The sequence below is a fragment of the Labedaea rhizosphaerae genome, from assembly GCF_004362825.1.
Taxonomy (GTDB): domain Bacteria; phylum Actinomycetota; class Actinomycetes; order Mycobacteriales; family Pseudonocardiaceae; genus Labedaea; species Labedaea rhizosphaerae.
The window spans coordinates 1,878,917-1,893,542 of sequence record NZ_SNXZ01000001.1 but is presented as its reverse complement, the minus strand read 5'-3'; the positions used below and the strand labels follow the sequence as shown (position 1 = coordinate 1,893,542).

12 protein-coding genes are annotated in these 14,626 nt (G+C 71.1%); 2 read left to right on the top strand and 10 right to left on the bottom strand.

The features are described 5' to 3' along the window. Window positions 1-126: 126 nt before the first annotated feature. Entirely contained in the window at window positions 127-1,068 is a 942-nt protein-coding gene (locus EV186_RS09130) for a TetR/AcrR family transcriptional regulator C-terminal domain-containing protein (protein ID WP_133848552.1), read from the top strand. Here EV186_RS09130 and purH read toward each other — a convergent pair. The 8 genes from purH to EV186_RS09090 form a co-directional block, all read right to left on the bottom strand. After that, a complete protein-coding gene (gene purH, locus EV186_RS09125; protein WP_208115505.1) occupies window positions 1,001-2,581 on the bottom strand; it encodes a bifunctional phosphoribosylaminoimidazolecarboxamide formyltransferase/IMP cyclohydrolase in 1,581 nt (526 codons plus the stop codon). The two genes, EV186_RS09130 and purH, sit on opposite strands and share 68 nt — an antisense overlap. After that, on the bottom strand, window positions 2,578-3,219 hold the full coding sequence (gene purN, locus EV186_RS09120) for a phosphoribosylglycinamide formyltransferase (protein WP_243753944.1): 642 nt from the start codon (window positions 3,217-3,219) through the stop codon (window positions 2,578-2,580). The genes purH and purN overlap by 4 nt, the downstream gene beginning before the upstream one ends. Before the next feature lie 58 nt (window positions 3,220-3,277). Next, the gene (locus EV186_RS09115; RefSeq protein WP_133848550.1) at window positions 3,278-4,621 is read right to left on the bottom strand and encodes a cell division protein PerM; all 1,344 of its coding nucleotides are present in this window, start codon (window positions 4,619-4,621) and stop codon (window positions 3,278-3,280) included. Between the two features lie 415 nt (window positions 4,622-5,036). After that, window positions 5,037-5,708, bottom strand: coding sequence for a DUF5336 domain-containing protein (locus tag EV186_RS09110; protein WP_133848549.1), 672 nt, complete (start codon window positions 5,706-5,708; stop codon window positions 5,037-5,039). A 190-nt stretch (window positions 5,709-5,898) separates the two neighbouring features. Further along, window positions 5,899-6,789 (bottom strand): succinate--CoA ligase subunit alpha, encoded by an 891-nt coding sequence (gene sucD / locus EV186_RS09105; RefSeq protein ID WP_133848548.1) that lies wholly within the window; start codon window positions 6,787-6,789, stop codon window positions 5,899-5,901. 3 nt (window positions 6,790-6,792) lie between these two features. Continuing rightward, on the bottom strand, window positions 6,793-7,962 hold the full coding sequence (sucC, locus tag EV186_RS09100) for an ADP-forming succinate--CoA ligase subunit beta (protein ID WP_133848547.1): 1,170 nt from the start codon (window positions 7,960-7,962) through the stop codon (window positions 6,793-6,795). A gap of 107 nt (window positions 7,963-8,069) precedes the next feature. Further along, entirely contained in the window at window positions 8,070-8,327 is a 258-nt protein-coding gene (locus EV186_RS09095; protein ID WP_133848546.1) for a hypothetical protein, read from the bottom strand. Beyond that, entirely contained in the window at window positions 8,324-10,213 is a 1,890-nt protein-coding gene (locus tag EV186_RS09090) for a hypothetical protein (protein WP_133848545.1), read from the bottom strand. The genes EV186_RS09095 and EV186_RS09090 overlap by 4 nt, the downstream gene beginning before the upstream one ends. 609 nt (window positions 10,214-10,822) lie before the next feature. Here EV186_RS09090 and EV186_RS09085 point away from each other — a divergent pair. After that, window positions 10,823-11,572, top strand: coding sequence for a M23 family metallopeptidase (locus tag EV186_RS09085; RefSeq protein WP_243753888.1), 750 nt, complete (start codon window positions 10,823-10,825; stop codon window positions 11,570-11,572). Window positions 11,573-11,801: 229 nt separating this feature from the next. Here the strand turns inward: EV186_RS09085 and EV186_RS09080 are convergent, their stop codons facing one another. Both EV186_RS09080 and pcrA read right to left on the bottom strand, forming a co-directional pair. After that, entirely contained in the window at window positions 11,802-12,080 is a 279-nt protein-coding gene (locus EV186_RS09080; protein ID WP_133848543.1) for a hypothetical protein, read from the bottom strand. 95 nt (window positions 12,081-12,175) lie between these two features. Continuing rightward, the gene (gene pcrA, locus EV186_RS09075) at window positions 12,176-14,584 is read right to left on the bottom strand and encodes a DNA helicase PcrA (protein WP_133848542.1); all 2,409 of its coding nucleotides are present in this window, start codon (window positions 14,582-14,584) and stop codon (window positions 12,176-12,178) included. Window positions 14,585-14,626: the final 42 nt, after the last annotated feature.

Below are 14,626 nucleotides of genomic sequence, written 5' to 3'. Positions count from 1 at the left end.
GTACGTTGTATAGGCGCACCCTAGGAACTGCGAGAAAGCGCTGGCAACAAACCAAGAGAGCACTAGTACACTGCGGCGGTCACACGCTCACGTGGTGACTCAGTGCACTAGTGCGGCGGAGGGTGTATGCAGGCTTCGGTCAAGATCGCCACCGAGCTCCGTCGCCGGATCAGCGCCGGCGAGCTGAGCCCCGGCGACCGAGTGCCCTCGACGCGGCAGATCGTCGCCGACTGGGGTGTGGCGATGGCGACGGCGTCCAAGGCGCTCGCGATCCTGCGCCAGGAAGGCTTGGTGGAAGCGCGGCCGGGCGTCGGCACGGTCGTGGCCGGCCACCAGCGGGCATCAGCCCAAGGCGGTCCCGCCGACCTGACGGCCGAGCGCATCGTGCGGACGGCGATCCTCATCGCCGACCTCGAGGGTCTGGGCGCGGTGTCGATGCGGCGGGTGGCCACCGAGCTCGGCGTTGCCACCATGTCGCTTTATCGACATGTCGCCAGCCGCGAGACGCTGACCGAGCTGATGGCCGACACGGTCATCGGTGATCACCCGCTGCCCGCCCGGCCCCGCGGTGACTGGCGAGCCCAGCTGGAGACGGTGATGCGGTTGCAGTGGGCGGTCTACCGCAGGCACCCGTGGCTCGCGCAGACGATCTCCATGGCGCGCCCGCAGTTCCTGCCGAACCTCGTCACGCACGCCGAGTGGTCGTTGCGCGCGTTGGCGCCGTTCAACCTGCCGACCGACGTCATGCTGCACACCCACATCACCGCGTTCAGCTTCGTGCGGGCCACCGCGTTGAGCAACGAGTCGGAGCTCGAGGCCCGCCGCGACACCGGGCTCACCGGCGACGAGTGGATGGAGCTGCAGCACGACGCCGGCGAGGCGATCCGCACGACCGGCCGCTACCCCGTCCTCGCCGCGCTGATCGACGGGGACGACTTCGAGCTGGACTTCGACGAGCTGTTCGAGTTCGGCATGCGTGCCCTGCTCGACGGCATCGCCGTCAGTGTGCGAAGTGCCGCGTCCCCGTCAGGTACAAGGAAATCCCCGCCGCCTCCGCGGCCGCGATGACCTTGGCGTCGCCCACCGAGCCGCCGGGCTGCACGATCGCCGCGACGCCCGCCTCGGTCAGCACCTCGAGCCCGTCGGGGAACGGGAAGAAGGCGTCCGACGCGGCCACCGAACCCTTTGCCCGGTCACCGGCCCGCGCCACCGCGAGCCGGGACGCGTCGACCCGGTTCACTTGGCCCATGCCCGCGCCGACGGTCGCGCCGTCATGCACCAGCAGAATGGCGTTGGACTTCACCGCGCGGCAGGCCCGCCAGGCGAACCGCAGGTCCGCGAGGGTGGCCTCGTCCACCGGCTGCCCGGTCGCGAGCGTCCAGTTGGCCGGGTCGTCGCCGTCGGCCTCGATGGTGTCCACGGTCTGCATCAGCAGGCCGCCGGACAGCGCGCGGAACTCGGCGCCGCCGCGCACGGGCGGGACCGCGGTCATGATGCGGATGTTCTTCTTGCGGGTCAGCACATCCAGCGCGCCCTCGGCGTAGGACGGCGCGACGATCACCTCGGTGAAGATGTCCGCGACCTGCTCGGCCATGTCCACGGAGACCTCGCGGTTGGCCGCGATCACGCCGCCGAACGCGCTCAGCGGGTCACAGGCGTGCGCACGCCGGTGCGCCAGCGCGATGTCCTCGGCGCCGGTGTTGTCGATCGCGATGCCGCACGGGTTGGCGTGCTTGATGATCGCGACGCACGCGGCGTCGTGGTCGTGCGCGGCGCGCCAGGCGGCGTCGGCGTCCACGTAGTTGTTGTACGACATCTCCTTGCCGTGCAACTGGGTCGCGTTGGCCAGGCCCGGGCGGCCGTCCTGGTTGACGTAGCGCGCGGCCTTCTGGTGCGGGTTCTCGCCGTAGCGCAGCACCGACGCACGGGTCCAGCTCGCGCCGACCCAGCCGGGGAAGCCGGAGCCCTCGTCGTCGGGCGCGACCACGCTGCCGAGGTAGGAGGCGACCGCGATGTCGTAGCTCGCGGTGTGCCGGAACGCCGCCACGGCAAGGGATTGCCGCTGCGCCAACGTGAACCCGCCGGCCTGCACGGCCTCCAGCACCTCGCCGTAGCGGGCGGGGTCGACCACGACGGCCACGCTCGGGTGGTTCTTCGCGGCGGCACGCACCATGGCCGGGCCGCCGATGTCGATCTGCTCGACGCACTCGTCGGGCGCCGCGCCGGAGGCGACCGTCGCGGTGAACGGGTAGAGGTTCACCACGAGCAGGTCGAACGCCTCGATGCCCAGCTGCTCGAGCTGTGCGAGGTGTTCGGGCTTGCGCGTGTCGGCCAGCAGGCCCGCGTGCACACGGGGGTGCAGCGTCTTCACCCGGCCGTCCAGCGACTCGGGGAAGCCGGTGACCTCTTCGACCGGCGTGACCGGCACGCCCGCGTCGGCGATCACCTTCGCGGTGCCGCCGGTGGAGACGATCTGCACGCCTGCCGCGTGCAGGCCGGTGGCGAGTTCGAGCAGGCCGGTCTTGTCGGACACCCCGATCAGCGCCCTGCGCACCGGGCGTCGGGCTGAAATCTCGGTCACGGCATGCTCACCTTTCGTCCGTCCACAGTGCACCCCTTGGTTGCGAGCCGGGCGACCACGTCGACCAGCAAGCGCCGTTCCACCGTCTTGATCCGCTCGTGCAGCCCGGTTTCGTCGTCGTCCGGCCGAACCGGGACCGGTTCCTGGGCCAGGATCGGCCCGGTGTCCACGCCGCCGTCCACCAGGTGCACGGTCGAGCCGGTGACGCGCACGCCGTAGTTGAGGGCGTCGGCGACCGCGTGCGCGCCGGGGAAGGCGGGCAGCAGCGCGGGATGGGTGTTGACCACCCAGGAGAACCGGTCGAGGAACGCCGGTCCGAGGATCTTCATGAAACCCGCGGACACCACCAGGTCCGGTTCGTGCGCGGCGACCGCGTCGGCCAGCGCGGTGTTCCACGCCGCGCGGTCGGCGTGGTCGCGCAGCCGGACGACGAACGACGGAAGCCCCGCGCGTTCAGCGCGTTTGAGACCTTCGATGTCCGCGCGATCGGCGCCGACGGCGACGATCCGGGCCGGGTAGTCGCCCTGCGCCGCGTCCAGCAAGGCCTGCAACAGGGTGCCGGAGCCGGACACGAGCACGACGACCCTCGCGGCTCTGGCCGGAACGACCGGGGCGAGAACGGACTCGGACGGGCTCAGCGTGCTCTCCTGGCGGCGACCGGACGGGGCGCTGCCAGCGTAAACGGTGCCGAGTCGATCACCGCTCTCGGGCCGGTGGCTCCTCGTCGGCGGGCTCGGCGTCTTCGGCCAGGTCATCCGGCTCATCCGGCTCGTCGGGTTCTTCGGGCTCGGGTTCCTCGTCGACGTCCTCGACGGGATCGTCAGCGAGATCACTGTCCTCGTCGTCGAACGGGATCAGGCCGGGCGGATCGACGGCCTCCGGACGCGGGCCGCGCAGCCACGCGACCAGCCCACCCGGCACCGCGATCCAGCCGAGCACGCTCACCGACAACAGCAGGGCGCGGGTGCTGAACGGGTCGAGCGATCCGGTGCCGATCCGGCCGCCGGCCATGCCGGACAACAGGACGCAGCCGAGCGCGGCGATGACCGCGGCGACCGCGACCGCTCGCAACCGGGCGAGCAGCTCCTCGTCGACGTCGCGCAGCAGCCAGCCGATCAGCACGCCGAGGGCCAACGGGATCAGGCACAACGCGGGCCACCAGCTCGCGTAGTGGTCCGGGATGGCGTCGAGCAACGGGAACTCAGGCAGCGGGGTGACGGTGTACTGCGCCGGGCCGACGACGTGGGAGCCGAGCGAGAAGCCGGGCCCGGCGACGAAGGCGGTGCCGGCCACGATCGCGTTGGGCAGGTAACCGGCGCAGAGCAACAGCATGCCCGCGCCCGCCCCGAGCCCCGGCGCGAGCGACGTGTAGGTCGCGCGGACCTCGGTGACCGACCCGAGCAGCGCCACCACCAGCAGCACGGCGCCGGCGGCGAGCAGGGCCGCGATCGCGAGCAATCCCATGCGCAGCCCGGCGATCGCGGGCCCGTCGACGCGGTCGCGGAGTGCGTCGAGGAGCCCGCAACGGCGCGCGACGCCGACCGTCGCGGCGATCGCGGACAGCAGCGCCGGGTACGTCATGCCCGGCATCGCGGCGGCGGTGATCGGGTGCGACTCGGTGAGCAGGGCGAGGACCAGCCCGAACAAGGCGTGCGCGGCGGCGATGGTCGCGATCAGCTTGCCCGCGTGGCGCGGCAGGTGGTCGTCGAGGCGCTCGGCGGTGGCCGCGGCGGTGCGGGCGACCAGGAGCATCAGCAGGATGGTCGGCAGCAGCGGCAGCGCGCCGAGTTCTTTGTGGCCGATGGCGAGCGGAACCTGGTGTGCCGCAAGCCATCCGGGCGCGGCGCCGGTCAGCGCACCGACCGTGTCGAACTGGCTGTGCGGGGCCATCGCGACCACCGCGGCGAGCACGGCGGCGATGGCGGCGTAGCCCGTGACCAGCGGCACGACGGCCGCCGTGAGCAGGGCGCGGGCGCGACCGAGCGGCGCGGTGTGCGCCTCGTGGCCGAGCGCAGGCTCACCCGGATGCAGCAACGCCATGCGGCGACCATGACATTCGAACGGAACCGTCCGGGTCAGGCGCGCCGCCGACACCCCTCGACCGGGTGACGAAAACCCGACAATGCGGTCGCTGTCGTCACGCAACCGCCTGGCGCTAAAGAGACCCCCACCCAACCCGGAGGGCGACCCCTGCACCAGTCTATCGGGATTTGGCCTGGTCAACCGGTGTGCGGGCAATCTGTGGACAACTCGGAATGCGAAGGGCATTCAGTCCGCATGCATTCCGCGAGCCCCACCGCGCGGATCCACGTCGGAGGGGAAGGGGATCCGCGTCCGAAGGGAATTGGTCCGCTGAATCGCGGGAAGCTGAGATGGGTCGGGCTCGGGGATCACACGTTGTGGGGCAAAAAGAAGCGGGGGCGGCAAGTGCCGCCCCCGCTTCCCAAGTGAGCTGTCAGCCCTGGCCGCCGAAGCCGCCCGGCGGGGTGCCGGGGGGCTGCTGGCCGAACTGGCCCTGCTGCGGCGCGTACGTGGTCTGCTGACCCGGCGGCGGGGGCGGCTGCTGACCGAACTGGCCCTGCGGCGCACCGAACTGGCCGGTCTGCGGGGCACCGAACTGCTGCTGCGCGTACGGGTTCGGCGCCGGAGCCTTGACGATGCCCGCGTCGAACAGGTACGCGACCACCGCGACGATCGTCTGGATGATCGAGAAGATCATCACCATGATGCCGCCTGCGCCCATCTCGAACGCCTTCGACGTGGTGAACACGCCGAACAGCAGACCGAGCATGCCGCCGAGGGTGAGCACCGGCGGGAGCAGGCCCGGCTTCTTCGCCTCACCGGGCAACAGGAACGACAGCGACAGCAGACCACCGATCAGCAGCAGGATCGGGATCCAGCCCTCGTTGACCTGGAAGTCGTAGAACTGAACACCTTCATCCGAGCCACCCGCGTCGGCGAGGTTGGCGAAGGCCACGAAGAGGTTGACCACCCCGAGGCCCGCGGTGCCCAGGTGGAGGAATTGCGGCAGGGCCAGCTTCGGGCCACCGGCCGCCGGGCCGTACCCGGGGCCCTGCTGGGGCTGCTGGCCGGGGAATCCGCCCGGTGCACCGCCTGGGAAGGTCATCGCGTGCTCTCCTCAGCTCACTCGACGCGATAAGGACAAAAAGTATCGGCTGGATGGAACGCTAGCCCATCCGGCAATTGGACGATCGCCGGGATCGAGCGGTTCCCTGCGAACCCCCACCGACACCATGATGGGGCCGGACGCTACACCAGCATCTGGCCCCACCGTGGGCATAACGCGCGAGTTGGGTTCAGCCCTTGGCCTCGATGAGCTGCCGGGCGAGCGCGGCGGTCTCCGACGGCGTCTTGCCGACCTTGACCCCGGCGGCCTCGAGGGCCTCCTTCTTCGCCTGCGCGGTACCGGCCGAGCCGGACACGATCGCGCCCGCGTGGCCCATCGTCTTGCCCTCGGGCGCGGTGAACCCGGCGACGTAGCCGACGACCGGCTTCGTCACGTTCTCCTTGATGTAGGCCGCGGCCCGCTCCTCGGCGTCGCCGCCGATCTCGCCGATCATCACGATCAGCTCGGTCTCCGGGTCGGCCTCGAACGCCTCGAGCGCGTCGATGTGCGTGGTGCCGATGACCGGGTCACCACCGATGCCGACGGCCGAGGAGAAACCGATGTCGCGCAGTTCGAACATCATCTGGTAGGTCAGCGTGCCCGACTTGGACACCAGGCCGATCCGGCCGGGGCCGGTGATGTCGGCCGGGATGATGCCCGCGTTGGACTTGCCGGGGCTGATCAGACCGGGGCAGTTCGGGCCGATGATCCGGGTCTTGCCGCCCTTGGCACCGGCGTGCGCCCAGAAGTAGGCCGAGTCGTGCACCGGGATGCCCTCGGTGATCACGACGGCCAGCGGGATCTCGGCGTCGATCGCCTCGATCACCGCGTCCTTGGCGAAGCGCGGCGGCACGAAGATCACCGACACGTCCGCGCCGGTGGCCTCCATCGCCTCGGCGACGGTGGCGAAGACCGGCAGGGCGACGCCCTCGATCTCCACCTTCTGGCCGGCCTTGCGCGGGTTCACGCCGCCGACGATGTTGGTGCCGGACTTCAGCATCCGCGCGGTGTGCTTGGTGCCCTCGGAGCCGGTCATCCCCTGGACGATGACCTTGCTCTGGTCGGTGAGGAAGATAGCCATGGGTCACGCCCCCGCAGCAGCGAGCTCGGCGGCCTTGTCGGCCGCGTTGTCCATAGTGTCCACCACGGTGACGAGCGGGTGGTTGGCCTCGGCGAGGATCCGCCTGCCCTCCTCGACGTTGTTGCCGTCGAGGCGGACCACGAGCGGCTTGGTCGCCTCGTCACCCAGCATGTCCAGCGCGGTCACGATGCCGGTGGCCACCGCGTCGCACGCGGTGATGCCGCCGAAGACGTTGACGAAGACCGACTTCACGTCCGGGTCGTGCAGGATGATGTCCAGGCCGTTGGCCATCACCTCGGCCGACGCGCCGCCGCCGATGTCGAGGAAGTTCGCGGGCTTGACCCCGGAGTGCTTCTCGCCCGCGTAGGCCACGACGTCCAAAGTGGACATCACGAGGCCCGCACCGTTGCCGATGATGCCGACCTGGCCGTCGAGCTTGACGTAGTTGAGGTCCTTCGCCTTGGCCTTGGCCTCGAGCGGGTCCTCGGCCTCCTTGTCGACCAGGGCCGCGTGCCCGGCCTGGCGGAAGTCCGCGTTCTCGTCGAGGGTGACCTTGCCGTCCAGCGCGACGATCTTGTCCTGCGGGTCGCGCACCAGCGGGTTCACCTCGACCAGCGTGGCGTCCTCGCTGACGAAGGTCTCCCAGAGCTTGACCAGGACGTCGGCCACCTGGTCGGCGACCTCGGCGGGGAACTTGCCCGCCTCGACGATCTCGCGCGCCTTGGCGGCGTCCACCCCGGCGATCGCGTCGACCGGGATCCGCGCCAGCGCCTCGGGGCGTTCGACGGCGAGCTGCTCGATCTCCATGCCACCCTCGGCCGACGCCATCGCGAGGAAGGTGCGGTTGGCGCGGTCGAGCAGGAACGAGACGTAGTACTCCTCGGCGATGTCCGAGGCCGGGGTCACCAGGACCTTGCGGGTCACGTGCCCCTTGATGTCGAGCCCGAGGATGGCCTCGGCCTTCGCCTGCGCGTCGGCGGGGTCGTCGGCGAGCTTGACGCCGCCGGCCTTCCCGCGACCGCCGGTCTTCACCTGGGCCTTGACGACCACGGTCGTGCCGAGCTGCTCCGCGATGGCGCGAGCCGCGTCGGGGGTTTCAGCCACGTCGCCCGGCAACACCGGCACTCCGTGGGCGGCGAAGAGCTCCTTCGCCTGGTACTCATACAGGTCCACCAGAGTCTCCTGCGACGTCGGTGTCGGACTGTCAAGACCCTAGTCACCTGCCGGGACGCCGCACGCACGGCCTGCGGTGAGGTCCATCACCGAGCGGGTGAGTTCGGTCACCGGACGTGCTGGACGAGCTCCTCGGCGGTCGTTTCACCCAGCACCGCGAGCACGATCTCGGTGGCGTCGGCGGCCGCGAGCGCCGCGGCGACGGCGTCGTGCCGGGCGCGGGGCAAGGCGATCGCGTCGACGTCCTCTTGCACGGCCATCGCAGCGAGGTGGTCGGCCGCACCGTCCACAAAGACCACTTCGGCACCGGCGTCGCGCAGGGCGCGCGCCATGGCCACGTCGCCCACGACGAGCACCCGGGTCATCGCGTGCGTTTCTCCGGTTCGGCCGACCCGGCGACCGCGGCGGCGACCACGAGCAGGGCGAGGGTCAGCAGGGCGAGCCACCAGCCGGGGCCGGTCGAGGCGCCGGGCACGCGGGACGAGCCGAGCGGGAACTGCAGCAGCCGCACACCGACCACGCCCGCCGCGCCGATCAACAGGGCGGCGCCGCGGGCCGGGCGGGCCAGCGGGGCCTGCAGCACCGCGGCCACCACGGCGATCAGCGCGAGGAGCTGGCCGGCGGACGCGACGGTGAACGTCGAGTAGAGGTCGGGGATCCGGTAGTTCGGCGCGTTGACCAGCGGGAGCGCGAACGCCCCGATGGCCGCCACCGCCGCGAGTCCGGCCGGGGCCCACAGGACCTGGTTGTCGGGGCGGTCGCTGAGGTCGAGTTCCTCGCGTTCGGCGACGCCCGCGAGCCCGGCGACGACCGCGGCGATCGCGGCGCCGACGAGCAGCAGGACGCTCAGCCAGAACGCGGCGCCGAGCGTGACCTGCTCGGCGGCGGGGCCGGATTGCCCTTGCAGCAACACCGTCATCCAGGAGTCGGCGCCCGGCACGGACTGGCCTTGGATCGAGTCGCGTGCCCTGGTTGCGCCCAGCGCGTCGTCGAGCGTGGCCGCGGCCGGCAGCGCGAGCGCGCCGAGGGCGACCACGAAGGCCGGGCGCGCGGTCTGCGCGGCCCGCCCGCCGGTGGCGACGACCAAGCCGAGCACGCCGACCAGCACGCCGGCCGCGAGGCCGAGTTTCGTCGGTGCGCCGACGATCGCGGGTGCGGGCGAGTCGCCGACCACGCTGGCCACGTAGACGGCGGTGACGGCGGAGATGACGGCGCCGACGCCGAGCAGGACACCCAGCACGCCGGCCGTCTTGTGCAGGCGGTTGCCGCCGAGGGTGATCTCGGCTTCGTGCTCGTCCTCGGCCTCATCGGCGTCCTCGGCCTTGGCGGGGATTAACGCGGCGCCCACCGCAAGCGCGGCGCCGACAAGCGCGAGGATCGGGCCGGGGGCCACGCCGACCCGGGCCATGACGAGGCCCGCGGCCAACGGCGGCACCGAGACCGCGGCGACGGCCGTCAGGACGCCCAGCGAAACGCCGCGGTGGACGGCCGGGTTGCCGGTGCCCGCCGCCCACGGGAGCGCGACCACAGCGGCCACCGCGACGAGCACCGAGCCGACGCGGACCAGCCATGGGCTGGGCACGATGTCGACCGCGACCAGGAGCGCGTCGTGCGAGTAGAGCGCGGGCAGCACCGAGCCGACGGCGATGATCACCCCGCAGCCCAGCGAGGCGCCGAGCAGCCGGCGGGCCTGGGTCAGCGAACGCGGACGGTCCGGGTTGTCGACGGCCTCGGCGAAGGCGCTGTCGGCCGCGGCGCCCGCGTAACCCACGGCGCAGAGCCCGGCGGCAACGGTGAGCACGTGCGCGGCCAGGAGCAGCCAGGCGCCTAGGCCCGCATCGAGGCTGGTGAGGCTCGTCGGCATGACGATCTCGGGGCGGGCGACCCGGGTGGCGTCGACGACGAGCTGCAGGTCGGTCAGCAGCGCGCCCGGCGCCAGCACGGCCGCGCCGACCAGGACGCGCGCACCGGTGAGGTGCCGGTTGGCCGCGACCAGTCCTACCGCCACGGCGGTCGGGAGCAGGGCCAGGACGAACAGGAGCGGGCCCGAGCTGAACCCGGCATGCGGGGCGGCACGCAAGACGCCCAAGGGGAGGGCGATCGCGGCCGTGACGGCGGCGAGCAGCGAGAGGCCGAGCGCGGCCTTGAGGCGTGCCGGGGCAGCGGCCAGGCCGTGCGGTTCACCCTTGGCGGCGGACGCTCGGGCCGCCGCTGATCCACGCTCCGCAGGCGTCCGAGTCGGCGAATTCATCGAATCGACGCTAGCAAGCGGGGGTGCGCGGAGCTGTCGTCGACTCACGTCTGCCGCACTCTCGATCTTGAACAGTCCAGGCGATCTTGAATAGCCCAGGCCATCTCGAATGGCCCAGGCGATCCTGAGTGGTCCGGGCGGGCAAAGCTCGGAGACCGGCCGCGCACCGAGCCGGTGCGGGCACGTCTCAACCTCTGTGAAGAGCCGCGCGACGAGGTCCAGATACCCGTAAACGCTGTTAGCCAGGTCACAAGTGGTGAGTAGTTTGCGGTTGACCTTCCGTAATCAGGGCTGCTGACGCCCGGCGCACGCACCACCTGAATGGTTGCTGGCGGATCCTGATGTTGCCCGCAGCGGTACCTCTTCGTTACTGTCCCCGGGTCCGTTGTCACGGTCCGGTCACGAATGGGCACGGGTCTGCATGAGTGCAGAACCAGCCGGGAACCCCCGCCCGGCGCCCACTGCCGACGCTCGTTCCCCGGCGAGCCACGCGTTCGTGTCCGACCTCCCCGAAAACGGAAGGTCTGGAGTTTGTCTCAGCACCGCTCACCGGGCGGCGATTGGCATTACCCGGAGTTCGAACGTTCGGCCTCGGCTGCCCCGAGGCGGGTGGCGACCTCGCATCGCATCCCACCGCCGTCTTCGGCGGCGCGTGGCCGGGTCATGATCGCCGCCGTCGCGGCCGGCGCCTTCGCGGCCGCCGCCGCTGGGCAGATCTTCCACTTCGACGGTTCGCCCGCATCGCCTGGTGGCGTGAAGCTCGCCGACGCACCAGGCGCGAACGCGGCCATGATGGGCATGGGTGGCGGCGGCGCGACCGGCGTCACGCTCAACGCGAACACCGCGTACAGCGGCAACATGGAGATCCTGCCGGTCTCGCAGCGGCTGGACAGCCGCAGCGAAGCCGCGAAGCTCACCGCCAGCTCGAACCTGGTCAAGCAGGTCCGTGCGGCCGAGGAAGAGGCCAACCGGCCGAAGTACGTCCGCCCCGCGCAGGGCGTGTTCACCTCGGGCTTCGGCGGTCGCTGGGGTGCCATGCACTACGGCGTGGACATCGCCAACCACATCGGCACGCCGATCCTGGCCGTCGCCGACGGCGTGGTGATCGAGGCCGGTCCGGCCAGCGGCTTCGGCCTCTGGGTGCGCATCCAGCACCCGGACGGCACGATCAGCGTCTACGGCCACGTGAACGACTACGTGGTCCAAGAAGGCGAGCACGTGAAGGCCGGCGAGATGATCGCGCACATGGGCAACCGTGGCGAGTCGACCGGGCCGCACCTGCACTTCGAGATCTGGGACGCCAGCGGGCGCAAGATGAACCCGCAGCCCTGGCTCGCCGAGCACGGCATCGACCTCTGACCCAGCCCGGCCACGGCCGCCGAGCCCCTTCGGCTTGGGCGGGTTTTGGGCGGCTGCGAGACGAACCCGCGGTGGCCGTTCGCCAAGCTTCCGGCCGACCGGGCTAGAGCCGGCCGACTGCCTGAGCACAGGTGGCGTTGGGCCGGCCGCGAGGCACGCCTCGCCTGGCACTGCAGCAAGCCCTGATCCAGCCGGGCCTTCGTCGCCCGGCTGTCCGAGTGGCGGCAGTTCAACGGTGGTGGGCCGTGCGGCGGATGAAGTACGCGACGGCCACCCGCCAGACGGTGCACATGCCCGCGTGCCCGCGCCCGCCGTGCGGGCGTCCGCAGCCCGCACACCGGCCCTTGGACCCCGCCGGGTGGTGCTGGCGCAACAGCGCCCGCCAGGCCGCGACGAGCCTGCGCGTCTCGTACGCCGCCGAGCACGGCTGCTCGACGACGAGGCGGTCGACGGTGTCCAAGTAGGCGGCGATGCGCTCGGCCAGCGCTCGGTGGAGCAGCTCGTCCACATTCGGTGTCCCCCCAGGTTGTGCTGTGGGTTCAGTCAACCGGAGCTGGGACCATTTGTCGAACGTTTGTTCGAGTCATCACCCTAAAGTGTGGCTCAGAGCTTCTGCATCGGGACGCTGCCGATCAGCATCAGGCGGATGGTGCCCGACGCGCCGAAGTCGATCGTCGCGGTCGCACGCGGACCGGTGCCGTCGGTCGCGACCACGGTGCCGAGGCCGTACTTGTCGTGATTCACGCGGTCGCCCACGGCCAGGCTGAGCGCCGGGGTGTCCTGCCAGCCCTTGAACGGAGTCGAGCGCAGGCCACGAGACGCGATGCGCGCCTGGGCCGAGTCGCCACCGCCGCGGTCCGAGCGCCTGCTGCCCCACCGCGAGCTCACGCCCGGCGCGGCGAACGACGGCTCGACGCGGCGCCAGTCGATCAGCTCGGCCGGGATCTCGTCCAGGAAGCGCGACGCCGGGTTGGTCATCGGCTGGCCGAACGCCGAGCGCACCACGGCACGCGAGACGTAGAGCCGTTGGCGCGCACGGGTGATGCCCACGTACGCGAGCCTGCGTTCCTCCGCCAGCTCCACCGGGTCGCTGAGCGCACGCATGTGCGGGAAGATCCCGTCCTCCCAGCCGGTGCAGAACACGACCGGGTACTCCAGGCCCTTCGCGGTGTGCAACGTCATCAGCGTGACCACGCCCGCGTCGCCACCGCCGTCATCGTCGTCCTCGGAATCCTTGTCCGGCACCGAATCCGCGTCGGCGACCAGCGACACCCGCTCGAGGAACGCGGCCAGCGAGCCGGGCACCGGGGTGCCGTCGGTGATCGCCTCCTCGGTGATCGTCGCGGGCACGTCCTCGGCCTGCTCGGTGAACTCGCGGGCCACCGTGACGAGCTCGGTCAGGTTCTCCACGCGGGTGGCGTCCTGCGGGTCGTCGGAGTCCTCGAGCTCGGCGCGGTAGCCGGTGTTCTCCAGCACCGCCTCCAGGATCTCCGCGACGTCGGCACCCTCGTCGACCTTGGTCAGCAACAGGTCGAGCATCTCCACGAAGCCCGCGATCGCGTTGCGGGAGCGCGGGTTGAGCAGGTCGACCTTGCCGGCCACGGCGGCGCGCAGCGCGTCGATGAACGGGATCCGCTCGCGGTCGGCGTACGTCGCCACGACGGCCTCGGCGCGGTCGCCGATGCCGCGCTTGGGCACGTTCAGGATCCGCCGCAGCGACACCGTGTCCTGCGGGTTGGCCAGGGTTCGCAGGTACGCCAACGCATCGCGCACCTCGCGCCGCTCGTAGAAGCGCACGCCGCCGACCACCCGGTACGGCAGGCCGAGGCGGATGAAGATCTCCTCGAACACCCGGGACTGGTTGTTGGTGCGGTAGAAGACCGCGACGTCGCCGTAGTCGGCGTGGTCGTCGCCGGACGCGTCCATCAGCGCGTCGATCTCCCCGGCGACGAACGCGGCCTCGTCGTGCTCGTTGTCGGCGACGTAGCCGACGATCTGGGCGCCGTCGCCGCTGGCGGTCCACAGCCGCTTGTCCCGGCGGCCGGGGTTGCGCCTGATCACCGCGTTGGCGGCGTTCAGGATCGTTTGCGTGGAGCGGTAGTTCTGCTCCAGCAGGATCGTGGTGGCCTGCGGGTAGTCCCGCTCGAACTCCTCGATGTTGCGGATCGTGGCGCCGCGGAAGGCGTAGATGGACTGGTCGGCGTCGCCGACCACGCACAGCTCGGCCGGGGGGAGGTCGCCGGTCGTTTCCGTGCCGACCAGCTCGCGGACCAGCGTGTACTGCGCGTGGTTGGTGTCCTGGTACTCGTCGACCATGACGTGCCGGAACCGCCTGCGGTAGTACTCGGCGACGTCCGGGTGCTCCTGCAGCAACTCGACCGTGCGCATGATCAGGTCGTCGAAGTCGAGCGCGTTGGCGTCGTTCAGCCGCCGCTGGTACTCGGTGTAGACCTCGGCGACCCGGCGCTCCATGTCACCCGACGCGCGGTCGGTCGCGGTGATCGCGTCGATCAGCTCGTTCTTGAGGTTGGAGATCTGCACGGCGAGCGTGCGCGCCGGGTAGCGCTTCGGGTCGAGGTCGAGGTCGCGCGCGACGAGGGTGATCAGCCGGCGCGTGTCGTCGGAGTCGTAGATGGACAGGTTCGACGACATGCCAAGGGTTTTCGCCTCACGGCGCAGCACCCGCACGCACATGGAGTGGAACGTCGACACCCACATCACGTTGGCGCGCCGGCCGACCAGCTCGGCGACGCGCTCCTTCATCTCGGCCGCGGCCTTGTTGGTGAAGGTGATGGCCATGATCTGGCCAGGGTGCACGTCGCGCTCGGCCAGCAGGTAGGCGATACGCCTTGTCAGGACACGGGTTTTGCCCGATCCGGCACCGGCGACGACGAGCAGCGGGCCACCCGCGTGCTCGACCGCGCGGCGCTGCTGCGGGTTCAAGTCGCTGAGCAGCTCGCGGGCCTTGTCCTTCTTGGGGGAACTGGTTGGCAGTTCGAACAACGTGTCCATCGGGCATCACGCTACCCGCACGCACCGACACAGTTCGAAAGC

Coding starts and splice junctions, on each gene's coding strand:
- EV186_RS09130 (WP_133848552.1), top strand. CDS start 127: ATGCAGGCTTCGGTCAAGATCGCCACCGAGCTCCGTCGCCGGATCAGC.
- EV186_RS09115 (WP_133848550.1), bottom strand. CDS start 4,621: ATGGCGTTGCTGCATCCGGGTGAGCCTGCGCTCGGCCACGAGGCGCAC.
- EV186_RS09110 (WP_133848549.1), bottom strand. CDS start 5,708: ATGACCTTCCCAGGCGGTGCACCGGGCGGATTCCCCGGCCAGCAGCCC.
- sucD (WP_133848548.1), bottom strand. CDS start 6,789: ATGGCTATCTTCCTCACCGACCAGAGCAAGGTCATCGTCCAGGGGATG.
- EV186_RS09095 (WP_133848546.1), bottom strand. CDS start 8,327: ATGACCCGGGTGCTCGTCGTGGGCGACGTGGCCATGGCGCGCGCCCTG.
- EV186_RS09090 (WP_133848545.1), bottom strand. CDS start 10,213: ATGAATTCGCCGACTCGGACGCCTGCGGAGCGTGGATCAGCGGCGGCC.
- pcrA (WP_133848542.1), bottom strand. CDS start 14,584: ATGGACACGTTGTTCGAACTGCCAACCAGTTCCCCCAAGAAGGACAAG.